Origin of the sequence: Nocardiopsis ansamitocini, assembly GCF_030268225.1 — a bacterium.
In the GTDB taxonomy this organism is placed as follows: Bacteria; Actinomycetota; Actinomycetes; order Streptosporangiales; family Streptosporangiaceae; genus Nocardiopsis_D; species Nocardiopsis_D ansamitocini.
Genome location: NZ_BSQG01000001.1, coordinates 541,583 through 565,378, shown reverse-complemented (window position 1 = coordinate 565,378; position 23,796 = coordinate 541,583). Strand labels below are relative to the sequence as shown.

Below are 23,796 nucleotides of genomic sequence, written 5' to 3'. Positions count from 1 at the left end.
ACCGGGGTCAGGCCCCCGCTGGAGGACCGAATATGAGAATTCCTCGCACTCGCTTGTGGGCGCCTCCCGTCCTCGCGGTTGCCGTCGGAGCGGTTGCCGCAGCCGTCTTGGCGGTGAGCGGCACACTCGCTGTCGCAGACGCCGTCCAACTGGTTCTGCTCGTCGGAATCGGTGCAGGTGTGGCCCTGCTCCTGGTGACCGTGCGGCGTGCGTTGCGCCGCCTGGACCGGCTGGCCCGCTCCGACCGTGCTGCCCAGGACAAACAATTGGCGCGGGCACGAACGGAGCTCGGACACGAGATCACCGGGGCCCTGGAGATGCTGCGCACCGACGCAAGGGAACGCGATCAACGACACGCCGAGCAGCGTTCCGCGGAGATCAAGGCACTCAAAGAACACGTCACCGTACAGGGCCGTCGCGACTACGAGCAGCATGTCGCCTGGCTGCAACTGCGGGACTTCGTTGCCCCGGGATCTTTCATGCCGCCGCTGCGCGGCTGGGCCGCGTCCCCCGACGTGCTGGGTCTGATCGCCGCCACCATCGCCGAGCGCCGCCCCGGACTGGTGGTCGAGTGCGGCAGCGGTTCCTCAAGCGTCTGGCTGGGATACGCGCTGCGCAAGGCAGGGAAGGGACGCTTGATCGCCCTGGAGCACGACGAGCGGTACGCCGAACTGTCACGCGCGCTCATCGACGCCCACGGGCTCACCGACATCGTCGAGATCCGCCATGCGCCCCTCCGAGACTGGACTCCCGGAGGCGGGCCCGAAGCACACTCCCAGCCCTGGTACGACACCGACGGGCTCGACGGTGTCGACGGGATCGGCCTGCTCTTCGTGGACGGCCCGCCGGCCGCGACCGGTCCCCAGGCACGCTACCCGGCGCTCCCCGCTCTGGTCGCACGTTGCGCGCCCGACGCGGTCGTCGTCCTCGACGACACCATCCGCGCCGAGGAGCGCGCCATCAGCGACCGCTGGCTGGCCGAATACCCCGACCTGCGCCGAGAGGTCGTGGACACGGAGAAGGGCGCACATGTTCTGATTCGCGGATCTGTGTCCTGACCTGCTTTTTTCTCGTAATGTGCGCTGCGGCGGGGGCGAAATCGTAGAAGATGGTCCCTCGTCTACTCTTGGTCGAGGCGGTGTCCGCACTGGACGTTATGGGCTTGCTTTTCGGTGACGCGGCCGACGTGATCGCCCCGTGGCTGTGGGGAGGTCTCGGCGTGGTCGTAGGAGTCGGGATCGCTGGGCTGGTGATCAGACACCTCCGCAGACAGCAGTAATCCCGACGACGACGGAGCGGCAGGCGTGGCATCCCCTGGGACCCCGGACACCAAGAGAAACGGTCGGCGCGCCCGTGAGGACGCCGTACTGGTCGCAGCTGCCGCAGCTGTGGCGTCCCTCATCGCACTGGCCACCGCGCTGGTGCTCGGCGGAGCGGGGGTCGCCCAGGTCATCCCCGGCCTTCCTGACGCGGGCATGGTCACCCGCTGGGGGCTGCCCATCGCCAAGAACACGATGGGTCTGGCCGGGGCACTGACCGTCGGTCTGCTCGTCATGGCGGTGTTCCTGCTGCCCCTGCGCAAGGGGGAGCTCGGCGAGCAGGCGCAGTCCTATCTGCGCGCCTCCTCCTGGGCCGCGTTGACCTGGGCGGTAGCCGCCTGCGCCACGCTCGTCTTCCAGCTCTCCGACATTCTCGGTCTGCCCCCCATGGCGGTCCTGGATGATCAGATCACCAGCTATGCCGGCTCGGTTCCCCAGGGCATCGCCCTGATGACGGTCATCCTCATCACCACCGGGGTCGCCCTGATCGGGCGAACAGCCGCAACCCCGGCCGGCGTGATAGGTCTGCTCGGCCTGGCCCTGGTCGGACTGGTGCCTCCCGCTCTCACGGGTCACGCGGCCTCCGCCCCCAGCCATGAACTCGCGGTCACGGGTGTCGCGCTGCACCTCATCACCATCTCGCTCTGGGTCGGCGGCCTCGCGGCGCTCGCTTTCCACGCGCTGCGTGCCAACAGCGAACACCTGTCCGTGGCCGTGAGCCGGTTCAGCCGGCTCGCGCTGTGGGCCTGGATCGGCGTCGGAGTCAGCGGTCTGGCCAGCGCCGCCGGCCGTCTCTACACCCCGACCGAGCTGTTCACCACCTCCTATGGGCTGATCATGCTCGCCAAGATCATGCTGTTCGCGGTTGCGGGCTTCATCGGCTGGCTGCACCGGCGCCACATCGTCGCGAACCTCACCGAGACCAGTGGCCGGGCAGGGTTCACCCGGCTCGCCGTGGTCGAGGTCCTGCTCCTGTCGGCGACGATGGGACTTGCCGCCGCACTGAGCCGCACCGCACCGCCGCAGTCACCGATCGACTTCGACGCCGCCGTCGACCCCGTGCGCGAGCTCCTGGGCTTCTCGATGCCGCCCCCCATGAGCGCCACCACCCTGCTCACCCTGTGGCGTCTCGACCTGTTCTTCATCCTGCTGGTGGTCGTGCTGGGCGGGCTCTACGCGGCAGGCGTCGTCCGGCTGGTGCGCCGCGGGGACGGTTGGCCGGTCGGGCGCGTCATCGCGTGGTTCCTGGGACTGCTCACCATCGTCATCACCCAGCTCAGCGGCTTGGCGACCTACTCGATGGTCCTGTTCAGCACGCACATGATCCAGCACATGACACTGTCCATGCTGACCCCGATCCTGCTGGTCCTGGGTGCCCCGGTCACGCTGGCGCTGCGCGCTCTCAAACCGGCCCGTCAACGCGGGGACAAAGGCCCGCGCGAGTGGCTGACCGCCTTCCTCAACAGCCGTTTCTCCCACTTCGTCACCCATCCGGGCTTCGCGGTGCCGATGTTCGTGGGCAGTACCTACGTGCTCTACTTCAGCCCGCTGTTCAGCTACCTCATGCTCAACCACCTGGGACACCTGGTGATGGGTGTGCACTTCCTGCTCACCGGGTTCCTGTTCTACTGGGTCATCATCGGCGTGGACCCCGCGCCGCGGAAGGTGCCCCACCTGCTGCGGATCGTGCTCCTGCTGCTGGTCATGGGGTTCCATGCGTTCTTCGGCATCGCCATCATGATGCAGACCGAGCCCTTGGCGGCCGACTACTACAGCAGACTCCAGGTACCGTGGCTGACCAGCCTGGCCGACGACCAGTACGCCGGCGGGGGAGTGGCCTGGGCCCTCGGGGAGATCCCGACACTGCTGGTGCTGCTCGTGCTCGTGGTGCAGTGGATCCGTGACGACGAACGCATGGAGCGCCGCCGCGAGCGCCACAGTCGGCGCGGGGGGTCCGACGACGCCGACATGGACGAGTACAACGCCTACCTCGCCTCACTGGAGCGTCGCGCGAAGAAGAACAGCTGACCCCCGCGCCGTAGAGGAGGGGATCAGGCGAGCAACGTCGCAAGGCCGGCGCCGGCCGCGCCCAGGAGCACACACGCCGCGAGGCCGCCCAGTACCGGCGGCTGAGCGGGTGCGCTGCGGGCCGTTGGAAGCCGGCGCAGGAACAGCGCGGTGAACGCCAGGTTCGAGCAGTAGACCAGTAGGGCCACGCACAGGGCCGACGCGAGCGCGGCCCATGGTCCCCCGTCCGGTGCGCGCCTCAGCAGGTCGAAAGCGGCCAGTGCCGGAAGCAGCGCCAGCACCGCGAAGGCCGCGACACCGAGCACGCGGCGCGGACCGGTGCCGGACCCGTTTCCGGAGAGGACGAGCAGCAACCCTTGGAGCGCGGCGTTGATCAGGACACCGCCGGCCCCGAAGGCCACGATATTGATGAGCAGCGAATTCACCGGACGATTGTCCCACCGGGCGCGCAGGCCCCGCGTCCGCCCCCATACCGCTTCACAGTGTCGTGAGGAGGGCGGCGCTGCTGTAGACCTGCGGGCAGGTCAGGACCCGTGCGGCCGGGCCGTATGACGACCGGCCGGCCGCTGGCCTCGCCCCGAACACGATTCTGCGCAGCCCCGAGGCGCGGACCCGGTTCAGTACCACCACCGAATGGGACCCCGGCAGTGTGGAGGCGCCGGCGCAGGCGTCGATCAGCGCACGCCAGCGTCGCTCGTGCGTGCGAAAGCTGCGCGCTGTGATGACCCGGCCGCGGGTGATCTGCCCCTGTCTGGCTTCGCGGGGGTCGGCGTCGATCAGGAGGACGTGCATCTGGACCCCGGCAGCCCGGCAGCACAGGCCGATCAGTCGGCGGATGATCCCCCGTGTGGCGGCCTCGTGCACGATGACAGGGCCGCCACCGCGCAGCGCGGCCACGACCCGGACATAGTGCAGTACGTGTACGACCCAGCGCCAGCTCGGGTAGGGCACTCCTCGAAGAATCGGGGTGAGGCGATTGCGCGACTGTAGGGAATCCACGATCCACACCCCGTCGGAGGTGCGCACAGTGCTGGTCTCGGTGCCGGTGAGACCGTAGAGCCGGTTGATCAGAGTGCTCTTTCCGGCGCCGGGAATACCGCCGAGCAGCACCAACGAGCGTCGGGGATAGCGCAACGTGTGGCTTTTGGGCGGTTTGGCGGGTAGCGGATGAGTGGAGACGCGAATGGTATTCATCGTCGGGTATGTCACCGTTACGGGTAAGCCGCGATTAAAAGCTTCGATCAAAATCGGATAGAGGGCAGTTCAAAAAACACTTGACGGTGGTGAGACGAAATGCCGCGAGAACCCGACCCCGTCCGCGACGCCGGGTGCACCATTGTCGATTTCCGGTCACGAGGTCTGCTCGATCGTGGACCCCGACGCGGTCTTGGAAACCCTCAGCTGGGTGGGGATGCGATTACGCAGGTCGGCGACGTGACTGACCACACCGACCGCGCGCCCTCCATCCCGCAGCTCGTCCAGGACCTCCAGCACTTCCTCCAGGGTGTCCTCGTCCAGGGTGCCGAACCCCTCGTCGACGAACAGGGTGTTGATGTCGGCTGCACCGGCCGAGGCACCGGCGACGTCCCCCAGCCCCAAGGCCAGTGCCAGGGAACTGATGAACGTCTCCCCGCCGGAGAGGGTTGCGGGGTCGCGCTCCTGACCGGTCCAGGAGTCCAACACCCGAAGCCCCAGACCGCCACCCGAACGTTTACGATCGCCCGCGGCCTTGTCCACGGTGTGGCGCAGGAGATAGCGCCCACCCGACATGGAGGCGAGCCGGTCGTTGGCCGCACCGGCCACCTGCTCCAGGCGGGCCGCCAGCACGTAGGACGACAGTTGGACCCCGTCCCGGTTGTCCTTGGCGGTCCCCGCCGCCAACTGGGACAGGCCGTAGGCCAGCGCGTGGCGTTCCCGGGCCGGCAGTGAGTCCGCCAGCCGCGAGGTGAGGTCTGCGCGCAGCCGCTCCAGGCGCCGCGCACGCTCGTCCAGGCGGTCCCGCCACGCCCCGGCCTGCTCGCGCATCCGTTCGGCCTCCGCCGCGGCGTCCGCCAAGGCGGCGAGATCGGGTGGGGCGGCCATCCCGGCGGCAACCAGGTCGGGATCGTCGAGCTCGGTGTCCACCCGAACCCTTTCGTGGTCGTACTCCTCGCCCTGCCTGCGCAGTTCCCGTAGCTGAACCGCTGTCCGTGCCGCGTGATTGGCCGCCTCGACGCCGTCGAACCCGGACTCGGCCAGGCCCCGGCGCAGTTCCCGACGGGCTTCCACCACCTGTTCGGCAGCGGTCAACCGGTCGCCCAGGGTCTCGGCGGCGAACTGCAGAAGGTCGGCCTCGGTTGTCAGCCGGGCTTCGCGCGCGGCGAGATCGGCATCGTCGCCGCGCGCCTCGTCCAGGCGTTCGGTGAGCCGCGCCTCCTGTCGGCCGAGCTCCGCCACCTCGGCCTGCGCCGTGGCGCGCTCGGTGCCGATCCGTGTCGCCTCGCTCCGCGCCCGCTCCAAGGCGTCGTCCAGTGCAACAAGACGCTCGTCCAACCTGACGACCTCTGCTTCGGCCGCATCGGACACGGTGAGTTCGGCCTGTGCCGTCTCCACCGCCTCCGCGGCTGCGGAGGCGTCGCATCCTTGAGTCGCGGCCTGTGCCGCGGCCAGTCGTTCGGTCAGGGCGTCCACGATGCTCTTCGCGGCCTCGCGCCGCTCCCGGGCGGTCGTCGCGGCGCGCCGTGCAGCTGCCTGGTCGTCCCTGGTGGGACGGCCCTCATCACCCAGGGCGGGTGCGGGGTGCTCGGCTGAGCCGCACACCGGGCAGGCCGAGCCGGCGGCGAGCGTGTCGGCGAGCTCGGCGGCCATCCCGGCGATACGCGCCTCGTCCAGTGCAACGGCCCTCTCCTCGGCGGCCACAGCGCTCTCCCGCGCACTCAGGTGGGCCTCCTGGGCGCTGCCCAGCTCGGCTCTCAGCCGCTCCGACTCCCGGACGGCATCGTGCACGGTCCGTGCCGCACTGAGCCGCAGTTCGAGGGCCTCACGTGCTCCCGTGCGCGAGCGCGCCTGCTCCAGTGCCGACAGGACCGGGGCCCGCCGATCGGGGAGGTCGGCCAGCTCGGTGGCGGTGGTTTCGTGGGCCGTTGTCAACTGCTCGATCCGGGCGGCCAGCCGATCGAGCTCACGGCGGACGCGGTCGCGTTCCACCGCCGACTTGTGCAGCTCCGTCAGCCGGGCGATCTCGTCGCGACGCAGGCGCTCGGCCGCCCGGAGCTCACCGCGGGCCAAGGCGTCGTCGCCGGCCGGGACGTCGGCAGGATCATCGGGGGTCAGGACGAGGTCGGGAAGGTCCAGGAGCGCGTCGGTGAACGACAGTGCGTCGATCGCCCGCCGATGGGCCTTCTCCAACCGGGCTCGTGCCTGGTCGGTCCCGCTGATCAGCTGGACCACCGGCATGGCGCGGTCGGCGGCCTCGACCTGTGCGCGCAGTCCGGCCCGCCAGTCGGCACGCCCGGCCAGCTCCTGGGATCTTGCCCTGGCCTTCGCCAGCCGGTTACGGCTGATGGCGAGCTCGCGTCCGGCGCGCAGGGCCGTTGCGGCACGACGGTCGTGGTCGGCGAGTTCTGCGGCGGCCTCGGCGGCGTCGAAGGCGGTTCCCCGGGCGACACAGGCCAGCTCGGCGGCCCACGGTGTGAGGTCGTCCAGTCCGGTGTCGATCGGACGGGGACTGCCGGAGCGATCGGCGATCAGGTCGGCGACCCTGGAGACCTCCTGCTCGGCCGCGTCGGCCGCGTGCTTGAGACCCAGTGCGTGCTCGGCCAGCCATTTCTCGACCTTGGCGAACACGCCTGTGTCGAAGATGCGTTCCAGGGACTTGCGGCGTTCGTCCGCGCCGGAACGAAGAAAACGCGCGAAGTCGCCCTGGGGCAGCAGCACCAGCTGGCAGAACTGCTCCCGGTTCAGGCCCAGCAGGTCGCCGATGAACTCGTCGGCCTCGCCGGGGCGGGTGCTGATCGGGGTCGGATCGCCCCCGGCCGGCAGCTCCTGGACCAGCACCGAGGCGTTCTCCACCCGGGTCCCGCTCCCGCGCAGTTTGGGGCGCTCCCACTTGGGCGAGCGCACGACGCGGATCCGTCGTCCCCGAATGGTGGTCTCCAGCGTGACCTCGGGTTTGACGCTGGGGCCCGCGTGATCGCTGTGCAGGGACTTGGCTGCCTCCCGTGCTCCGGGGACCTTTCCGTACAGCGCGAAGCACACGGCGTCCAGCACCGAGGTCTTTCCCGCCCCGGTGGGTCCGTGGATGAGGAACAGCCCCCCGGCGCCCAGCGACTCGAAGTCCACGGTCTCGGTGCCGCCGAACGGGCCGAACGCCGTGACGGTCAGGGTGTGCAGGCGCATCAGTTGCGTCCTTCCGCGACTCGGATCTCCTCGAACGCGCGGTCGATGAGGGCGCGTTCGGCGTCGTTGGCCGGGGCCGTGCGAGCCCATTCCACGAAGTCCAGCACCAGTTCCGGGGCAGGGCGCCCGGAGGTGCGCCGTACCCAGTCGAGTTCCCGCGCCGGGAGGTCGCCCTCCGGTGCGAATTCCAGGACCAGGGTGTGCGGGAAGCGCTCGCGCAGCTGTTCCATGGGGCCCCGAGGCCGGACCGCGTCGGTCAGCGTCACCTGCACCCAGTGGTCCTCGTGGCGGGCCAGCGCGGGGTCGCTCAACAGGTCGTCCAGCCGGCCGCTGAGCCTGGACAGGGGGCGCGGGACCGGTGCCTCGACGAAGTCGGCGGAGGCCACCCCGGAAGAGTCCAGGTCGATCAGCCAGGAGCCCTTGACGTGGTGGTGCTCGGAGAAGGAGTAGGCCAGCGGGGAACCGGAGTACCGCACCGTCTCGGTGATGCGCTTGCGGCCGTGCAGGTGGCCCAGGGCCACGTAGTCCACGCCGTCGTACAGCGAAGCCGCGACGTTGGCGCTGCCGCCGACGCTGATGTCGCGTTCGCTGTCGCTGGGTTCGCCGCCGGTGACGAACGCGTGGGAGAGAACCACCGACCGGGTGTCGGTACGGGTGGCGAGGTCGGCACGCACCAGGTCCATGGCGCGGGAGATCGCCGCGGTGTGTCCGCGCTCGGCAAGGCCCCAGGGTTGGCGTACGAGTTCGGGCTCCAGATAGGGGATGCCGTAGAAGGCCACGGGGCCGCTGCGCTCGTGGTCGATGACCACCGGGGTGGCGACGGCGGTCTGTTCGACGGAGCTGCGCAGGTGGATGCCGGAGACGTCGATGAGCCCGGTGGCGTAGTCCATGCGCACCAGGGAGTCGTGGTTGCCGCTGATCAACACCGCCCTGGCCCCGGTGCCCTGGATGCGGGCCAGTGCGTCGCCGAACAGTCGGACCGCGTCGACCGGTGGCAGCGCGCGGTCGTAGAGGTCGCCGGAGACGCACACGACGTCCACGCGTTCGGCCCGGATGGTCGCGATGAGGTGGTCGATGAACGCCGCCTGGGCGTCCAGGAGGTTCTCCCGGTGGAAGGAGCGCCCCAGGTGCCAGTCGGAGGTGTGCAGCAGACGCATAACCCCGGAGGTTATCGGTGAACCGGAGGAGGCAGGGGAGGCCGAGGAGAAATCTGTGGATCGGATCGGCCCCCGCGCGGCTTGTTACTTCTTACGAGCCAGGGTGAGGCCGTCCCCGATGGGGAGCATGACCAGATCGACCCGGGAGTCGGCCAGGGCGTGGTCGTTGAAGTCGCGGATGCCCTGGACCGCCGATCCGTTCTCGGCGGGGTCGATCACCCGGCCATGGGAGAGGACGTTGTCCACCAGAAGTGCGCCGCCCGGGCGGATCCGCGGTACGAGTTCTTCCCAGTAGCCGATGTAGCCCTCCTTGTCGGCGTCGATGAAGGCGAGGTCGAACTGCGGTTGCCCGGCCAGCGCGCGCAGGGTCTCCAGCGCGGGGGCCAGCTTCAGTTCGATCCGGTCCGCCACGCCGGCCCGCCTCCAGTAGTCGTGCGCGACCGAGGTCCATTCCTCGCTGATATCGCAGGCCAGCAGGCGGCCGTCCGCGGGCAGTCCCCTGGCCAGGCAGATGGAGGAGTAGCCGGTGAAGGTACCCACCTCCACGGCGTCACGGGCGCCGCTCAATCGCGTCAGGGCGGTCATGAACAACCCCTGTTCGGCACCGATCTGCATCCCCGCGCGGTCGGGGAAGCGCCGCTCGGTCTCGGCGGCCAGGTCCAGCAGGACCTGGTCCACCGGTGAACTGTGCTCGACCAGATAGTCGTGCAGCTGTGGACTGAGACTCTCCGAGATGCGTGTCACGCCATCAGCGTAGGACAAGCCGGCGGCCCTCCTCGAAGGAACCGCCGGCTTCGCGGGAATGGTGGAACCGGAGGATCCGCCCGGTCTGCCCGGGAGGGCGCCCGCCTCGTTTTGGTCCTACGCGTCGGGCATGAGTTCGAGCCAGGGGAACAGGTACACCGACAACAGGACGATCGCCAGGGTCAGTACCGGGGTGATGACATTGCGCTCCACCTTGCCGTCGGTCTTGAACCCCATGAACTTCAGACCGAAACGGTACTTCCACACCGGCCAGAACAGGGGGACGCCCGCCTCTGTGAGCATGTCTCCGATGAAGTGCAGGATGCAGCCGAAGGCGACCGCGATACCGATCCAGTTGTAGTTGACCCCGGAGGTGTAGAGCGCCAGCGTGATACCGGCCGTCGCTAACGCGTTGATGATCTCGGCCGCGACCTTGTTCTTGCTCATGCCGTAGCCCAGGCCGTTGAAGGCGATGCCGATGAGGAGGAACACGAAGATCTGTACGGCGAGGTCCGACCACAGCGCCAGCGCCTGGGTCATGCCGCCCATGAGGAGGACGAACAATATGGAGTGGGTCCCGTTGCGATGACCGCCGAACGCCCAGTTGAACAGGGCGCCCAGGGTACGGGTGAACACCCCGTAGGTGTTGGTGATGGTGGCGCTCTTGTGGTCGAGGTCGGGGATCAGCGCGGCGCCCGCGCAGACCAGTGCGCCGGCGATGATCTCACCCGGCCCCAGATCGAACCTGACGCCCATGACCTCGGTCCCGTTGAGAAACGGAACGACTGCCATCCAACCGACCACGCCGCTCAGTGCGTGAGAGTGCCCCATCATGGCGGGAACCGTAGCGGCTGGCGGCTTTTCTGGCGAATTGCCGAAAAGACCATAATTACTGGCCAGGAGGTGACAATCACGTTGCGCTTCCGATTCGCGACCCCGTGCAGCCGGAACTATATACGCGTTGTAATCATTCGGTTGTGAAATGTCGATGTCGATCGTTGACGCTGTCGTCACCGCGCTGGTAGACAACCAGCAACGAGACACCCCGTCACATCCTCTTGCCCCGATGTCTTAGAGGGATCGACACCATGGCCGTGCCGCAGTCTCCCGCCCGACGATGGTTCCCCTACCGGACGGCTGCACTTTCCGCGGCCCTCGTCCTCACCGCCCCGGCGCTCGCCCCCGCCGCGTCGGCCCAGGACGCCCCCGATGCCCCCGAGGGCCAAACCCTCACGATCGCGGTGTCCCAGCCGGTCGACACCTTCAACCCCTTCCAGGCCCAACTCGCCAGCAGCACCAACGTGCTGCGGCTGATCTACCCCATGCTCACCGTCCCCTCGGCCGAGGACAACACCCCGGGGGGAGAGCTCGCCGAGAGCTGGCAGACCTCCGACGACGGTCTCACCTGGACCTTTCGGATCCGGGACGGGCTCACCTGGAGCGACGGCGAGCCCCTGGACGCAACCGACGCGGCCTGGACGCTCACCACGATGATGGAGGACGAGGGCGCGGCCACCGCCAACGGCAGCTTCGTCGCCAACTTCGAGAGCGCGACCGCTCCCGACCCCGGCAGCCTCGTCATCGAACTGTCCGAGCCCCAGGCGACCATGCTCGCCCTGGACGTCCCGATCCTGCCCGAACACCTCTGGTCCGACGTCGACGACTACGTCGGCTTCCCCAACGACGACTACCCCGTGGTCGGTTCGGGCCCCTTCATCCTCACCGACTACGCCGCGGGGGAGTCCATCACCCTGGACGCCAACCCCGACTTCTGGCGCGGCCCCCCCGGCTTCGACCGTCTCGTCCTGCGCTACTACACCGACCAGGACGCCATGGTCGAGGCCCTGCGCAGAGGCGAGGTGTCGGTCGTGCACAACCTGACCCCGGCCCAGGCCGACGCCCTCGAAAGCACCGACGGCATCACCGTCAACGCCGCGGACGGCAAACGATTCACCGCCTTCACCGTCAACCCCGGCGCCCGCACCAGCGGGGGCGACCCCATCGGAGACGGCCATCCCGCGCTGGGCGACCGGGCCGTGCGCCAGGCGATCATGCTCGGCATCGACAAGGACGTCCTGGTCGATCGGGTCTACGGCGGGTACGCAACCGCGGCGGGCGGCTACATACCGGCCCGCTACCCCGACTACCACTGGGAACCGGCGGGGGACGAGCGCCTCGGCTTCGACACCGGTCGAGCCCGGGAGGTGCTCGACGACGCCGGCTACGAGGAGGGGGACGACGGTGTCAGGGTCTCCCCGGACGGCGACCGTCTCTCCTTCCGGATGGCGGTGCACAACGACCGGCCCGACTACGTCCAGATCGGCCAGTTCATGGAGGAGTGGCTGGCCGACATCGGCATCGAGGTGCAGGGTCAGTACATCGACTCCGGACAGATCGGCGACCGGCTCAACGACGGCGAGTACGACCTGATCTTCACCGGCTGGACCGTCAATCCCGACCCCGACTACGTCCTGGGCCTGCACACCTGCGACGCACTGCCGGACCGGCCCGGCACGATGCGCAGCGACTCCTATTTCTGCAACGAGGACTACGACCGGCTCTACTCCCGACAGCTCGCCGAGTACGAACCGGGTGCCCGCGCCGACATCGTGCACGATATGCAGCGCGTGCTCCACGACGAGGCCGTCGTCAACGTCCTCGTCTACGCCGACATGCTGGAGGCCTACCGCTCCGACCAGATCGCCTCCATCCAGCCCCAGCCCGACCCCGGGGGCAACCTCTGGGGCCAGGACGGCTACTGGAGCTGGTGGTCGGCGCAGCCGGCCGCGTCCGACACCGACCCGGGGCCCTCCCCGTTCCTGATCGGCGGGATCGTGCTGGCCGTTGTGGTCGTGGGCGGCGCCGTCGTCCTCCTCGTCCTGCGCCGCCGCGGCGCGAGCGCCGACGACCGGGAGTGAGCGTGGCCCAAGCGACGACCGAGAAAGCCGCGCCGCAGCGCGTGAAGAGGGGCGACCCGGGCCCGATGCTCCGGCTCGTCGCCACGCGCCTGGCCGGGGCCGCGGTCTCGCTGATCGCGGTGATGCTCACCGCGTTCTTCCTGTTCCGTGTCCTGCCCGGTGACCCGGTCCGTGCCATGACCCAGGGCCGTCCGGTCAGTGTCGAGCAACTGGCCGAGCTGCGTCGGCAGTACGGCCTGGACAAGCCCCTGCATCAGCAGTTCCTGGACTACTGCGCGGGACTGGCCCGCTTCGATCTCGGCACCTCCTACCAGTACCGGCTCCCCGTCACCGAACTCATCGCCGACCGGCTGTGGCCGACCCTGCTCCTGGTGGGCACCGGGACCCTCCTCGCGGCGGCCCTGGGCCTGTGGTTGGGCACCAGGGCGGCCTGGAGACGGGGCCGCGTCACCGACCAGGTCACCACCGGGATCGCGCTGACCCTGTGGTCGGTGCCGACGTTCTGGCTCGGTCTCGTCCTGATCGTGGTGTTCGCGGGCGGGGCCGGAGGTGTCCTGCCCCAGCTGTTCCCCACCGGAGGGATGTCCACCCCGGGGGTCACCGGAACGGCGGCGATCCTGGACACCGCCCACCACCTTGTTCTTCCGGTCACCACGATGGTCGCAGTCCTGTACGCCCAGTACCTGATGGTCATGCGCTCCTCGCTGCTGGACGAGATGGGCTCCGACTACCTCATGACCGCGCGCGCCAAAGGACTGCGCGATGCCCTCGTACTGCGCCGCCACGCCGTGCCCAACGCGCTGCTGCCCACGGTGACCCTCATCTTCCTCAACCTCGGCCAGGTCGTGGCCGGGGCGATCCTCGTCGAGGCGGTGTTCTCCTGGCCGGGGCTGGGCCAGCTCTTCTACCAGGGGCTCCGCCTGCCCGACCTTCCCCTGGTCCAGGGGATGTTCATCTTCTTCTCCGCGTCGGTGATCCTCATGAACCTGCTCGCTGACCTGGTGTACCCGCTCCTGGACCCGCGAGTGCGCCCGTGAGCGCCACCACCCCGGCCGACTCGCCGCGCGCCCTCGCCTGGCGGCGCCGCCGCCAGGCCCTCGTCGACGTCTGGCGCGCCTACCGCACCACCCCGGCCGGACTCGTCGGCCTCGCCGGACTCGTGCTGTTCGTGCTCGTGGCACTCACGTCACCGCTGCTGGTCACCGCCGACGACCTCAGCGTGATCCGGGCCCCCTACGAGCCGTACCAGCCTCCGGCAGCCGCCTATCCCCTGGGCACCGACAACTTCGGACGCTCGCTGCTCGACCTGGTCATCTGGGGATCGCGTATTTCGTTGACGGTCGGTTTCCTCGCCACCCTGGTCTCGGTCGCGCTGGGGTCGCTCGTGGGGATCGTCGCCGGGCACTTCCGGGGGTGGGCCGGGGTCGTGCTGATGCGCGTCACCGACTGGTTCCTGGTCCTGCCAACCCTGGTGCTGGCGGTCGCACTGGCCGCTGTCCTGGACCGCAGCACGTTCACCATCGTCCTCGCCATCGGCGTCACCGCGTGGCCCACCACCGCCCGGCTCGTCCGTGCCCAGACCCTGGCGGTGGAGGCGCGCCCCTACATCGAGCGCGCCCGCGCACTCGGCGGCGGCCACGTACACGTCATGGTGCGCCACGTCCTGCCCAACGTGATGCCCCTGGTCCTGGCGCAGACCACGTTGCTGGTCGCCAGCGCCATCATCGCCGAGTCGACGCTGGCCTTCCTGGGACTGGGCGACCCCACCACCGTGTCCTGGGGGGCGATCCTGCAGGACGCGCGCCGGGCAGGGGCGGTCAGTTCCGGGGTGTGGTGGTACCTGCTTCCCCCCGGGTTGGCGATCGCCCTGGTGGCCATGGCCTTCACCCTGTGCGGGCGCGCCCTGGAAGTCGTCCTCAATCCCCGACTGCGGGAGCGCCGGTGAACCACCTGCAGATCAGCGACCTCACTGTCGCCTACCGGGTGGGTGGGCACACCGTCCCGGCCGTCCGCGGAGTGGACCTCACCGTGCCGGCCGGCGGCAAGCTCGGCGTGGCCGGTGAGTCGGGGTGCGGCAAGTCCACCGTGGCACTGGCCGTCCTGCGGCTGCTGCCGGCCAATGCGACCGTCACCGGCCGGGTGCTCCTGGACGGCGAGGACGTTCTCACCATGAGATGGGGTCGGCTGCGCGCCGTGCGCTGGGCCGGTGCCTCCATCGTCTTCCAGGGCGCGATGCACTCGCTCAACGCCGTGCACCGGGTGGGTGACCAGATCACCGAGCCCATCCTGCTGCACGGCAAGGGGGCGATCACTCCGGCCGTCGCCGAACGTCGGGCGGGCGATCTGCTGGAGCAGGTCGGCCTGCCCGCGCACCAGGCCGCCGCCTACCCGCACGAACTCTCGGGCGGGCAGCGCCAGCGGGTCATGATCGCCATGGCTCTGGCCTGCGAACCGCGGCTGATCATCGCCGACGAGCCCACCACCGCACTGGACGTCATGATCCAGGCGCAGATCTTGCGGCTGATCGACGGCCTGGTCACCGAGCACGGCATCGCCCTGATGATGATCAGTCACGACCTGTCGGTGCTGGCCGATACCTGTGACCGTCTCGCCGTGATGTACGCGGGGCGGGTGGTGGAGGAAGGACCGGCGCGGACGGTCTTCGCCACCGCTGTCCACCCGTACGCCGCCGCGTTGGGCGCGGCCTTCCCCACTGTCGGGGACCCTGCCGCACGACGCGCCCCGCGGGGCCTGGCCGGCGATCCTCCCGACCCGGCGCAGCTGGAAGGGGGATGCTCCTTTTGCCCCCGGTGCCCGCGTGCGGTGGCCGAGTGCGCGCGTGTCGATCCGGCACTGCGCCCGGCCGGCCCCGATCGCGCGGCGGCCTGCATCCTGGTTCCGCCAGGGGGGCCTTCACCGAGGTCCCTCCGTGCCTCGGCGGCTGAAGTTCCCGCTGCTCCCGAGGGAAGGCGACGATGACGATCCCCGATCGGACGGTGTCCGACACGCGCACGGTGCTGTCGGCGTCGGGGCTGGGCGTGCATTTTCCGGCCAGGCGCGGCCGTGCGGTGGCACGCGCGGTCGACGGGGTGGATCTGGACCTGGGGTCGGGGGAGATCGTCGCGTTGGTGGGGGAGTCGGGGTGCGGCAAGTCCACCCTGGCGCGCACCCTGCTCGGCCTTGAGCGCCCTACACATGGATCGGTGCTGTTCAACGGTGTCCCTTTGGGCTACCGTGCGCGCGACCTCAAGGCGTACCGCCGCCGGGTGCAGTTGGTGCTCCAGGACCCGAGCGGTTCCCTCAACCCTCGCCACAGCGTCTACGAGGCGGTCGCGGAGGGTTTGCGCATCCACTACGGTGTGCGAGCAGACGAGCGCGCGCTCGTCGCCGGCGCCCTGTCCCGCGCGGGGCTGCGCCCAGCCGAGCGGTTCTTCCTGCGCTACCCGCACGAACTCTCGGGCGGGCAGCGCCAGCGCGTGGTCATCGCGGGCGCACTCGTGCTCGAACCCGAGGTCATCGTCGCCGACGAACCGGTCGCCTCCCTGGACGCCTCCGTGCGCGGCGAGATCCTGGCGCTGCTGATGGGGCTGCGCGACGACCTCGGCCTGTCCGCCCTGGTCGTCACGCACGACCTCGGTCTGGCATGGAACATCGCTGACCGGGTCGCGGTGATGTACCTGGGCCGGATCGTGGAGGCGGGCCCGGTGGAGGAGGTCCTGACCGCGCCCCGTCACCCCTACACCCGGGCGTTGCTCTCGGTGCTTCCGGAGTCGCAGGTCAAACCGGCCACCGTTCTCGCCGGGGAGCCACCCGACCCCGCCCGAATCCCGGGCGGCTGCCGGTTCCACCCGCGCTGTCCGGTCCTCTCCTCGGGCGACGCGGCCCGGGCGGGTGTGGCACAGGCGTGCCGGACCCTCGACCCGGTGCCGGCCCCGATTCCCGGCGGGGCCGCGACCAGAACAGGCGGGGACGTGTTCCCGGACGGGAGCGGAGCCGCCGGTGCGGTTCCAGGGACCACGGCACAGCAGCACACCGCTGCCTGCCATGCGCAGGCCCTGTTCCGCTGATCCAGGAGACCGGCCTAAACGATTCCCGGATCGTTCACGGGGGCGGGAACCTCCTGCACACGGCGAAGGGCGCCCGGGGTCGGTCTGCGAAGACCGACCCCGACGCCTTCCTCGCCGCACCCCGCGTCCAGCCGGACGACCGTGTGCTCCCCTCGACGGTCCTGAGCCGGGCCGTCACGATCGGGGACGCCCACTCCCACGGCCGTCGTGGACACTCGACCCAGGAAGGCTCGCCAGCAGGGCGCGACGGCTCTCCCGCACATGCTCCCTCATGACCCGCTCGGCACTGTCACTGTCCTTCGACCGCACCAGTTCCAGCACCAGGTGGTGTTCGCGTTCGGACTGGAGCGGACGTCCGGGCTGGTTCAGCGACGTCATCACGAGGCGGGGGTAGGCGAGCTGGTTCATGAGCGTCCGGTAATGCGCCTCCAACTTGTGGTTGTCGGCTCCCCGGACGACGAGGTCGTGGAACTCGTGCACCAGATCGGCGTAGCGCTTCCGGTCGTCCCGTGCGACCGCCTCGTCGGATTCCCGAAGGTTGCGTTCCAGCTGATCGATCTCCGGCACCCGTCCCCGGAGCGCGAGGAGCCTGGCCGCCGCGCCTTCGAGCAGCTCCTTCATCTCGAAGAGCTCCGTGATCTCCCGTCTGGACGGAGCCGTGACGAAGGTGCCGACCCTGGGCCGGATTTCGACCAGGCCCTCGGTCTGCAACTGCTTGAGCGCTTCACGGACCGGTGTGCGGCTGACCCCGTATTCCTCGGCCAGGGCGAGCTCCGAGAGAGGGCTGCCCGGTTCGATGCTGCCGCTGATGATGCGTCCGCGCATCTCCTTGATGACGGTGGCCTGAATGGATGTGGAGCTCAAATCGCGCGTGCCTCGCGCCACTGGGACGCCTCCTTCTCCATGAGTGAAACGCGTGGTCGATTATCCCAGGGGAGGAAGTGCCGCACCGTCGAAGAACCGACCGGCGCTGTAGACCATGGGAGCGGTGTCCGTGACCTCGGCGTGTACCACGCGGCAGATGAACACCGTGTGCGTGCTGGCTTGGAGCCGCTCCCGGATCAGCACCTCCATCCGGGCGCTGCTGCGGGCGATCAGCGGGCTTCCGTGGGGGCCCGGAGCCCAGTCGAGGCCCGCGAACTTGTCGTCGGACTTGCCCGCGAAACGGGTGACGACTTCGAGCTGCTCGGTCGACAGGATGTTGACGGCCAGGTGTTCGGTCCGGAACAGGCAGTCGTGGGTGGAGGAGGTGTGCTGGACGCACACCATCACCACGGCCGGGTCCAGCGAGATGCTGGAGAAGGCGTTGACGGCCAGGCCCTTGGGCGTGTCGCCGTCCATCGCCGTCACGACCGTGACTCCGGTGACGAACTGCTTGTTGACCTGCTTCATGAGGTCGGTGTCGATTTTCGCGGGGAGGGTGTCCACGGGTGTGCTCCTCGGTGTTGTGGGTGGGACTAGTCCTGGCCGACGCTGATGATTCCGAGCGCGGTGAGCAGCGTGCGGGGGTCCCAGGTCACGACCTCTTCCGTGATCCGCCCGTCCTCGAACCGGGCGAAGGTAGCCCCGCTCACCCGCACGAGGCGTCGTGTGGCGGGTACACCCAGGAGCGCGCCCTGGTGCGTCCCGGAGCTGTGCCAGCGGATCGCGGCGCGGTCGCCCTCGATGACGATCTCGTCGACCGTTGTCGTCAGGTCGGGGAAGGCGGAGCGGGTGGCGAGGATCGACGCCTTGAACGCGTCGAGGTCCAGGGGATGGGACTCCGCGTTGCGGCGCAGGTAGCCGGGACCGTGCAGTTCGTCGAGCGCGTCGACCTCGCCGTGGTTCCAGGCCTTCTCCCAGGTCCTTTGGATACTCGTCCGGCGGGACTCAGCGTGCGGCATCGGTTTTCTCCTTCGTGTGGGAGTTCGTGGCGTGGTGGTCGGCCGTGATCTCCCGGCCCAGGGCGATGGTCAGGCCGGCGATGATCACGAGGAAGGGCAGTGAGGTCACGATGACCGTGTTCTGGAGGGCGCCGAGGCCGCCCGCGAGCATGAGTACCATCGCGGTGAGTCCGGTGAGCACACCCCAGAGGACGAGTACCGGGCGGCTCGGGTTGAGCGAGCCGTGGGAGGTCAGCGTGCCCAGCACGTAGGTGTTGGAGTCCGCGCTGGTGACGAAGAAGATCACCGCGAGCAGGACCGCGACCACGGACGTCACCGTGGAGAGCGGGAGGTGGTCGAGCGTCGCGAAGAAGGCGTTGCCGAAGTCGGCGGCGGTCTGTTCCGCGATGTCCCCGCCTTGGAACAGGTCCACGTGGATGGCTGTTCCTCCGAAGACCGCGAACCAGGTGAAGAAGGCGATGCTCGGTACCGTCAGCACGCCGCCGATGAATCCGCGGATCGTGCGTCCCCGGGAGATCCGGGCGAGGAAGATCCCGACGAACGCCCCCCAGGAGACCCACCACGCGAGCATGAAGTAGGTCCATCCCTGCATCCACTCCAGGTCGCCGAAGGCGGCGCCCTGCAGGCTCATCCGGAAGAAGTCGCTCGCCCACAGGCCGAGCGACTCGATGTAGAGGTTGGCCAGGAAGACGGTGGGGCCGACGGCCAGCACGAAGACGAACATGCCGATCGCCATGGCACCGCTGACGTAGCTCAGCATCTTGATGCCCTTGTTGATGCCGGTGACGGCCGACATGGTGAAGATGGCCGTGATCACCGCGATGACGAGGACCTGGAAGACGGAGTTGACGGGGATTGTGAACAGGCGCCCCATCCCGTTGCTGATCTGAAGCGCTCCGAGGCCCAGGGACGTGGCGGTGCCGAAGAGCGTGGCGAAGACGGAGAGGACGTCGATGGCCTTGCCGATCGGGCCGTTGACCCGGTCTCCCAGGAACGGGGTGAAGAGCTGGCTGACGAGCGGCCGGCGCCCCTTGCGGTAGGTCGAATAGGCGATCGCGAGCCCGAACACGGCGAAGACCGCCCAGGCGTGTAGCCCCCAGTCGAAGTAGGAGTACTGGAGGGCGCGGACAGCGGCCTCCGGGGTGTTGGGCTCGGCGAGCCCGTGGGGCGGGACCGCGAGGTGCGAGATGGGCTCTGCGACGCCGTAGGAGACGAGGCCGATGCCCATCACCGCGCCGAGGAGCATGGCGAACCAGGTGAGGTTGGAGAACTCCGGGCGGTCGGTGTCCTTGCCGAGCCGGGTCCGGCCCACGGGGCTGAACGCCAGGAAGACCAGAAAGACCAGGATGCCCAGCGTCGCGAACAGATAGCCCCATCCGAACGACGCGGTGACCCAGTTCAATGAGGTCGCTGTGACCCTGTTGAGGTTTTCGGTGAACAGCGCCGCCCAGGCGACGAAGACCACGGCCACGGCGATGGAGATCCAGAAGACCGAACCGAGTTGTCGGACTCCCCGGCCCGTGGGCGGCTTCCCCACGCCGTCGAGGCCGCGGGAGAGTCCTGCCCCCGGCGCACCGTCCGGCCCGGGCATACCGACTTCCGCCGGCACGGGCTTCTCCTGCGCCGTTGCGCGGGGAGTTTCCCTACCCGCGGGAGGCTGCTCAGACATGGGACTCCTCGGTTCGACGAGCCGCTTCACCGACTCTGGCATGCAAGAGATCGTAAGCCATGTCACAGTGCGCATGTCAAGACTTGGGTTCGCGGTCATCCTCCCGCACGTGAAAGATTGCAAATAATTGCAGTTGGGGGCTTGTTGGGAAGAAGTCCGCCGGAGTGCTGGCCGGCTGTTGCGCCTGGACGCGCTCACTCTTGACCTTGCATACATGAACGATCTAATGTCTGTGCCATGCAAGAGATCGCCTCCCATTCCACCGCCGAGCGGATCGCTCTGCGCAAGCTGGTGACCTATCGGGACGTCGTCGTCACAGAGGCGGGAGTGCGTCCGGTTCACCCCGCGCGGCGGGCCAGCGTGGCTGCGGTGGTGCGCAACCCCTGGGCGGGAAGGGAGCCGCTCGCGGACCTGTCCGAAGAGCAGGGGCGCGTCGCGCCGGTGCTTGCCGGCATCCTCACGGACCACCTCATCGCGGCCCTGGGCGGAGCGGACGAGATCGAGGCGTTCGGGAAAGCCGCGATCGTCGGCACCGCCGGGGAGATCGAGCACGCGGGGGCCCTCATCCACACGCCCTACTTCGGCAACCTCGTGCGCGAGTTCCTGCGGGGCGAGTCCATCATCTGTTTCTCCGACGCACGCGCCGGAGCCGGTGAGGACCTGATCGTGCCGATGTGGCACAAGACCCACGCCGCGACGCGCAGCCACTACCAGACCATCAGCGCGCGGGTCGGAGACGCGCCGCGGGCCGACGAGATCGTCGTTATCGCCGCGGCATCGACCGGACCGCGCCCGCACCCGCGCATCGGTGACCGCACCACCGACCGCGCCGTAACCGCGCAGAACCTGGAGGACGTCCTGTCATGAACATCCGCAAGATCGTCACCTACGTCGAGGTGACCACCGCCGAGGGCGGCCGTCCTGTCGACCCCGCAGCCCGCATCGCCGTCGTGGCGGCCGTCATCGACAACCCCTGGGCAGGTCAGGGTTTCGTCCAGGACCTGGGCCCCGGCATCGACGCCACCGCCTCCGACCTTGGCAAGCTCCTCGCGCCGGAGGTCCTCGAAGCGCTCGGCGAACCTGCCGAGGCCTACGGCAAGGCGGCCATCGTCGGCTTGGACGGGGAGGTGGAGCATGGCTCGGCCCTGATCCACACGCTGAAGTTCGGCAACCACTTCCGCGAGGCGGCCAACGCGACCACCCTGTTGCCCGCCGTGGAAAAACGCGGCGGGGTCGGAGCGGTGTTCGACATCCCGCTGAAGCACATCACCGACGCCACGATCCGCTCCCACCACCAGACCGTGGAGATGCGCGTCGCCGACGCGCCGCACCCGGACGAGATCGTCATCGCGCTCGCCGCCGCCTCCCGTGGACGCCCGCAGCAACGACTGGCCGACCTTTCGACGGAACAGTAGACACCCATGACCAAACCGACCCTCGTGCTGCTCCACGGTGTCGGGCTCGACCACACCATGTGGGAACCCGTGGCCGAGCTGCTGGCCGACCGTTTCACCGTCGTGACGCCCGATCTGCTCGGTCACCGCCCGGGCTCCCCGGCGCCCGCGGGAACGACCCTGGCGGACCTCGCCGAGGACGTGGCGACAAAAATCCCCGCGCGATCCCACGTGGTGGGCTTCTCGCTCGGAGCGCTCGTCGCCCAGCACCTGGCCCTGCACCGGACCGACCTGGTCGCGACGCTCACCTCGGTCAGCTCGGTGTGCCGACGCACGCCGGGAGAGCGCGAGGACGTGCTGCGACGCCTTGAGACCGCGCGCGTCGACTTCGGGGCGGCTGCGGCCGCTTCGCTGCGGCGGTGGTACGAGGGCACCGACGTCAGCCCGGACCGGGTGGCGCTCACCGAACGCACCCTGCTCGCCAACGACGTCGACTCCTTCCTCCACTGCTATCAGGTGTTCGCGACCGCGGACGCCGAACTGGGGCCGGACCTGGGACGGATTTTTGTGCCGTCCCTGGCCGTTACCGGTGAGGAGGACCCGGGGTCGACGCCCGCGATGACCCTCCGGCTCGCCGCCGCGATCCCGAACTGTCTCGCGACCACCGTGCCCGGAGCCCGCCACATGCTCCCTGTGCAACAGCCGCAGGCGCTCGTCGAGAGCATCACCGCCTTCATCGGAGACCACGCCCATGTCTGAACTCAGGAAGCTGAACCACCTCATCGGCGGCGAGCCGGTCGAGCCGGCCTCCGGACGCTACTTCGAGAGCACGAACCCGGCCACCCGCCACCCCCTTTACGAAGCGGCGCGGGGGGACGCCGCCGACGTCGAACGCGCGATGGTCTCCGCACGCCAGGCATTCGAGGACCCACGCTGGCGGGACCTGAGCCAGACCAAGCGGGGGCGGCTGCTGCGGCGACTGGGCGACCTGATCGCCGAGAACGCCGAAGAGCTCGCCCGCATGGAGACCCTGGACAACGGCAAGCTCCTGCGTGAGATGCGCGGTCAGCTCGCGGGGCTGCCCGAGTACTACTATTACTACGCGGGTCTGGCGGACAAGATCCAAGGCGACGTGATCCCCGCGTCGGACCGGCGGGTGCTGAACTACACCGCCCGGGAACCGCTCGGCGTCGTCGGGGCGATCACCCCGTGGAACTCGCCGCTGACGCTGACCACCAGCAAGCTGGCCCCCGCGCTCTGCGCCGGGAACACCGTCGTGGTCAAGCCCTCCGAGTACACCTCGGCGACCGTCGTCCGGCTGGCCGAGCTGGTGGTGGAGGCCGGTTTCCCCCCGGGGGCCGTCAACGTGGTCACCGGCTTCGGTGCCGAGGCCGGACAGGCCCTGGTCGACCACCGTGGAATCGCCAAGATCTCCTTCACCGGCAGCACCTCGACCGGATCGCGCATCGCCTCCGCCACGGCCGGCCGCTTCGTCGGCTCCACCCTGGAACTCGGCGGCAAGTCGCCCAACATCGTGTTCGAGGACGCCAACATCCCGAACGCGGCCATGGGCGTCGTCGCGGGGATCTTCGCGGCCGCGGGGCAGACCTGCATCGCGGGCAGCAGGGTCCTTGCGCACAGGTCCGTCTACGACGAACTGCTCGAACTCGTCTCCGCACGGGCAGAGCGCATCCGCATGGGCGACCCGCTCGACGAGACTACCGAGATCGGTCCGCTGGCCTTCGAGGACCAGCGGGACAAGGTCGCCGGGTATGTGGACCTTGGCCGGAGCGAGGGAGCCCGGGTCCTGATCGGAGGCCGCTCCTCGGACGGCGGCCTCGGCGGGTACTTCTACGAACCCACCGTGCTGGTCGACGTGCACAACGACATGCGCGTGGTGCGGGAGGAGATCTTCGGACCCGTCCTGGCGGTCATGCCCTTCGACACCGAAGAGGAGGCCGTGCGCCTGGCCAACGACACCGAGTTCGGACTCGCGGCGGGTGTGTGGACCTCCGGTCTGGCGCGGGCCCACCGCGTCGCCACCCGCCTGGAGGCGGGGACCGTATGGGTCAACACCTACCGTGCGATGTCCCCGATGTCGCCGCGCCAGGGGTTCAAGAGCAGCGGGGTGGGTGTCGAACACGGCACCGAGACCATCAAGGAGTACACGCGGCTCAAGAGCGTCTGGATCAACACCAGCGAGGAACCGGTGTCCGACCCGTTCGTCCTCCGGAGCTGAG

The 23,796-nt window shown here is 69.3% G+C and carries 21 protein-coding genes; 11 read left to right on the top strand and 10 right to left on the bottom strand.

Annotation, left to right across the window (positions count from 1 at the left end):
• The first annotated feature begins 32 nt into the window (after window positions 1-32).
• Window positions 33-1,058, top strand: coding sequence for a class I SAM-dependent methyltransferase (locus tag QSJ59_RS02580; RefSeq protein WP_285757026.1), 1,026 nt, complete (start codon window positions 33-35; stop codon window positions 1,056-1,058).
• Window positions 1,059-1,304: 246 nt separating this feature from the next.
• On the top strand, window positions 1,305-3,347 hold the full coding sequence (locus QSJ59_RS02575; RefSeq protein ID WP_285757025.1) for a bifunctional copper resistance protein CopD/cytochrome c oxidase assembly protein: 2,043 nt from the start codon (window positions 1,305-1,307) through the stop codon (window positions 3,345-3,347).
• A 23-nt stretch (window positions 3,348-3,370) separates the two neighbouring features.
• On the opposite strand, the gene QSJ59_RS02570 is transcribed toward QSJ59_RS02575, so the two are convergent.
• From QSJ59_RS02570 to QSJ59_RS02545, 6 genes are all read right to left on the bottom strand, one after another.
• Window positions 3,371-3,772 (bottom strand): hypothetical protein, encoded by a 402-nt coding sequence (locus tag QSJ59_RS02570; RefSeq protein WP_285757024.1) that lies wholly within the window; start codon window positions 3,770-3,772, stop codon window positions 3,371-3,373.
• A 52-nt stretch (window positions 3,773-3,824) separates the two neighbouring features.
• Window positions 3,825-4,541, bottom strand: coding sequence for an AAA family ATPase (locus QSJ59_RS02565; protein ID WP_285757023.1), 717 nt, complete (start codon window positions 4,539-4,541; stop codon window positions 3,825-3,827).
• A gap of 156 nt (window positions 4,542-4,697) precedes the next feature.
• Entirely contained in the window at window positions 4,698-7,724 is a 3,027-nt protein-coding gene (locus QSJ59_RS02560) for an AAA family ATPase (RefSeq protein ID WP_285757022.1), read from the bottom strand.
• Window positions 7,724-8,881, bottom strand: coding sequence for an exonuclease SbcCD subunit D (locus QSJ59_RS02555; protein ID WP_285757021.1), 1,158 nt, complete (start codon window positions 8,879-8,881; stop codon window positions 7,724-7,726). The genes QSJ59_RS02560 and QSJ59_RS02555 overlap by 1 nt, the downstream gene beginning before the upstream one ends.
• An 84-nt stretch (window positions 8,882-8,965) precedes the next feature.
• Entirely contained in the window at window positions 8,966-9,625 is a 660-nt protein-coding gene (locus QSJ59_RS02550; RefSeq protein WP_285757020.1) for an O-methyltransferase, read from the bottom strand.
• 117 nt (window positions 9,626-9,742) lie between these two features.
• Window positions 9,743-10,459 (bottom strand): metal-dependent hydrolase, encoded by a 717-nt coding sequence (locus QSJ59_RS02545; protein ID WP_285757019.1) that lies wholly within the window; start codon window positions 10,457-10,459, stop codon window positions 9,743-9,745.
• Between the two features lie 254 nt (window positions 10,460-10,713).
• Between QSJ59_RS02545 and QSJ59_RS02540 the strand changes: the two genes are divergently transcribed.
• Genes QSJ59_RS02540 through QSJ59_RS02520 form a run of 5 tightly spaced genes read left to right on the top strand, consistent with a single transcriptional unit; the run spans window position 10,714 to window position 16,610 of the window.
• Entirely contained in the window at window positions 10,714-12,543 is a 1,830-nt protein-coding gene (locus tag QSJ59_RS02540; RefSeq protein WP_285757018.1) for an ABC transporter substrate-binding protein, read from the top strand.
• Window positions 12,544-12,545: 2 nt separating this feature from the next.
• Window positions 12,546-13,580: an ABC transporter permease gene (locus tag QSJ59_RS02535; protein ID WP_432707405.1), complete on the top strand. Its 1,035-nt coding sequence runs from the start codon at window positions 12,546-12,548 to the stop codon at window positions 13,578-13,580.
• Window positions 13,577-14,488 (top strand): ABC transporter permease, encoded by a 912-nt coding sequence (locus QSJ59_RS02530; RefSeq protein WP_285757017.1) that lies wholly within the window; start codon window positions 13,577-13,579, stop codon window positions 14,486-14,488. The genes QSJ59_RS02535 and QSJ59_RS02530 overlap by 4 nt, the downstream gene beginning before the upstream one ends.
• On the top strand, window positions 14,485-15,522 hold the full coding sequence (locus tag QSJ59_RS02525) for an ABC transporter ATP-binding protein (RefSeq protein WP_285757016.1): 1,038 nt from the start codon (window positions 14,485-14,487) through the stop codon (window positions 15,520-15,522). The genes QSJ59_RS02530 and QSJ59_RS02525 overlap by 4 nt, the downstream gene beginning before the upstream one ends.
• The gene (locus QSJ59_RS02520) at window positions 15,519-16,610 is read left to right on the top strand and encodes an ABC transporter ATP-binding protein (protein ID WP_285757015.1); all 1,092 of its coding nucleotides are present in this window, start codon (window positions 15,519-15,521) and stop codon (window positions 16,608-16,610) included. Before QSJ59_RS02525 ends, QSJ59_RS02520 begins: the two co-directional genes overlap by 4 nt.
• A 174-nt stretch (window positions 16,611-16,784) precedes the next feature.
• Here QSJ59_RS02520 and QSJ59_RS02515 read toward each other — a convergent pair whose 3' ends face one another.
• Genes QSJ59_RS02515 through QSJ59_RS02500 form a run of 4 tightly spaced genes read right to left on the bottom strand, consistent with a single transcriptional unit; the run spans window position 16,785 to window position 20,162 of the window.
• Complete coding sequence (locus tag QSJ59_RS02515) at window positions 16,785-17,495, bottom strand: GntR family transcriptional regulator (protein WP_285757014.1); 711 nt, start codon at window positions 17,493-17,495, stop codon at window positions 16,785-16,787.
• 39 nt (window positions 17,496-17,534) lie between these two features.
• Window positions 17,535-18,038, bottom strand: a complete 504-nt coding sequence (locus tag QSJ59_RS02510) for a flavin reductase family protein (protein ID WP_285757013.1) — start codon at window positions 18,036-18,038, stop codon at window positions 17,535-17,537.
• Window positions 18,039-18,067: 29 nt separating this feature from the next.
• Window positions 18,068-18,493 carry an ester cyclase gene (locus QSJ59_RS02505; RefSeq protein WP_285757012.1) on the bottom strand — a complete coding sequence of 142 codons (426 nt, stop codon included), beginning with the start codon at window positions 18,491-18,493 and terminating at the stop codon, window positions 18,068-18,070.
• The gene (locus tag QSJ59_RS02500; RefSeq protein ID WP_285757011.1) at window positions 18,480-20,162 is read right to left on the bottom strand and encodes a BCCT family transporter; all 1,683 of its coding nucleotides are present in this window, start codon (window positions 20,160-20,162) and stop codon (window positions 18,480-18,482) included. Before QSJ59_RS02500 ends, QSJ59_RS02505 begins: the two co-directional genes overlap by 14 nt.
• Before the next feature lie 237 nt (window positions 20,163-20,399).
• Between QSJ59_RS02500 and QSJ59_RS02495 the strand changes: the two genes are divergently transcribed.
• From QSJ59_RS02495 to QSJ59_RS02480, 4 genes are read left to right on the top strand one after another with little or no spacing between them, the layout of a single operon-like run.
• Window positions 20,400-21,029: an amino acid synthesis family protein gene (locus tag QSJ59_RS02495; protein WP_285757010.1), complete on the top strand. Its 630-nt coding sequence runs from the start codon at window positions 20,400-20,402 to the stop codon at window positions 21,027-21,029.
• Complete coding sequence (locus QSJ59_RS02490) at window positions 21,026-21,577, top strand: amino acid synthesis family protein (RefSeq protein WP_285757009.1); 552 nt, start codon at window positions 21,026-21,028, stop codon at window positions 21,575-21,577. Before QSJ59_RS02495 ends, QSJ59_RS02490 begins: the two co-directional genes overlap by 4 nt.
• A gap of 6 nt (window positions 21,578-21,583) precedes the next feature.
• Window positions 21,584-22,315, top strand: a complete 732-nt coding sequence (locus tag QSJ59_RS02485) for an alpha/beta fold hydrolase (protein WP_285757008.1) — start codon at window positions 21,584-21,586, stop codon at window positions 22,313-22,315.
• On the top strand, window positions 22,308-23,795 hold the full coding sequence (locus QSJ59_RS02480; RefSeq protein WP_285757007.1) for an aldehyde dehydrogenase: 1,488 nt from the start codon (window positions 22,308-22,310) through the stop codon (window positions 23,793-23,795). The genes QSJ59_RS02485 and QSJ59_RS02480 overlap by 8 nt, the downstream gene beginning before the upstream one ends.
• Window position 23,796: the final 1 nt, after the last annotated feature.

Excerpts from the sequence above, each read along its gene's own strand:
- QSJ59_RS02540 (WP_285757018.1), top strand. The coding sequence starts at position 10,714 with ATGGCCGTGCCGCAGTCTCCCGCCCGACGATGGTTCCCCTACCGGACG.
- QSJ59_RS02480 (WP_285757007.1), top strand. The coding sequence starts at position 22,308 with ATGTCTGAACTCAGGAAGCTGAACCACCTCATCGGCGGCGAGCCGGTC.
- QSJ59_RS02565 (WP_285757023.1), bottom strand. The coding sequence starts at position 4,541 with ATGAATACCATTCGCGTCTCCACTCATCCGCTACCCGCCAAACCGCCC.
- QSJ59_RS02505 (WP_285757012.1), bottom strand. The coding sequence starts at position 18,493 with ATGCCGCACGCTGAGTCCCGCCGGACGAGTATCCAAAGGACCTGGGAG.
- QSJ59_RS02555 (WP_285757021.1), bottom strand. The coding sequence starts at position 8,881 with ATGCGTCTGCTGCACACCTCCGACTGGCACCTGGGGCGCTCCTTCCAC.
- QSJ59_RS02520 (WP_285757015.1), top strand. The coding sequence starts at position 15,519 with ATGACGATCCCCGATCGGACGGTGTCCGACACGCGCACGGTGCTGTCG.
- QSJ59_RS02490 (WP_285757009.1), top strand. The coding sequence starts at position 21,026 with ATGAACATCCGCAAGATCGTCACCTACGTCGAGGTGACCACCGCCGAG.
- QSJ59_RS02485 (WP_285757008.1), top strand. The coding sequence starts at position 21,584 with ATGACCAAACCGACCCTCGTGCTGCTCCACGGTGTCGGGCTCGACCAC.
- QSJ59_RS02560 (WP_285757022.1), bottom strand. The coding sequence starts at position 7,724 with ATGCGCCTGCACACCCTGACCGTCACGGCGTTCGGCCCGTTCGGCGGC.
- QSJ59_RS02545 (WP_285757019.1), bottom strand. The coding sequence starts at position 10,459 with ATGATGGGGCACTCTCACGCACTGAGCGGCGTGGTCGGTTGGATGGCA.
- QSJ59_RS02500 (WP_285757011.1), bottom strand. The coding sequence starts at position 20,162 with ATGTCTGAGCAGCCTCCCGCGGGTAGGGAAACTCCCCGCGCAACGGCG.
- QSJ59_RS02495 (WP_285757010.1), top strand. The coding sequence starts at position 20,400 with ATGCAAGAGATCGCCTCCCATTCCACCGCCGAGCGGATCGCTCTGCGC.
- QSJ59_RS02580 (WP_285757026.1), top strand. The coding sequence starts at position 33 with ATGAGAATTCCTCGCACTCGCTTGTGGGCGCCTCCCGTCCTCGCGGTT.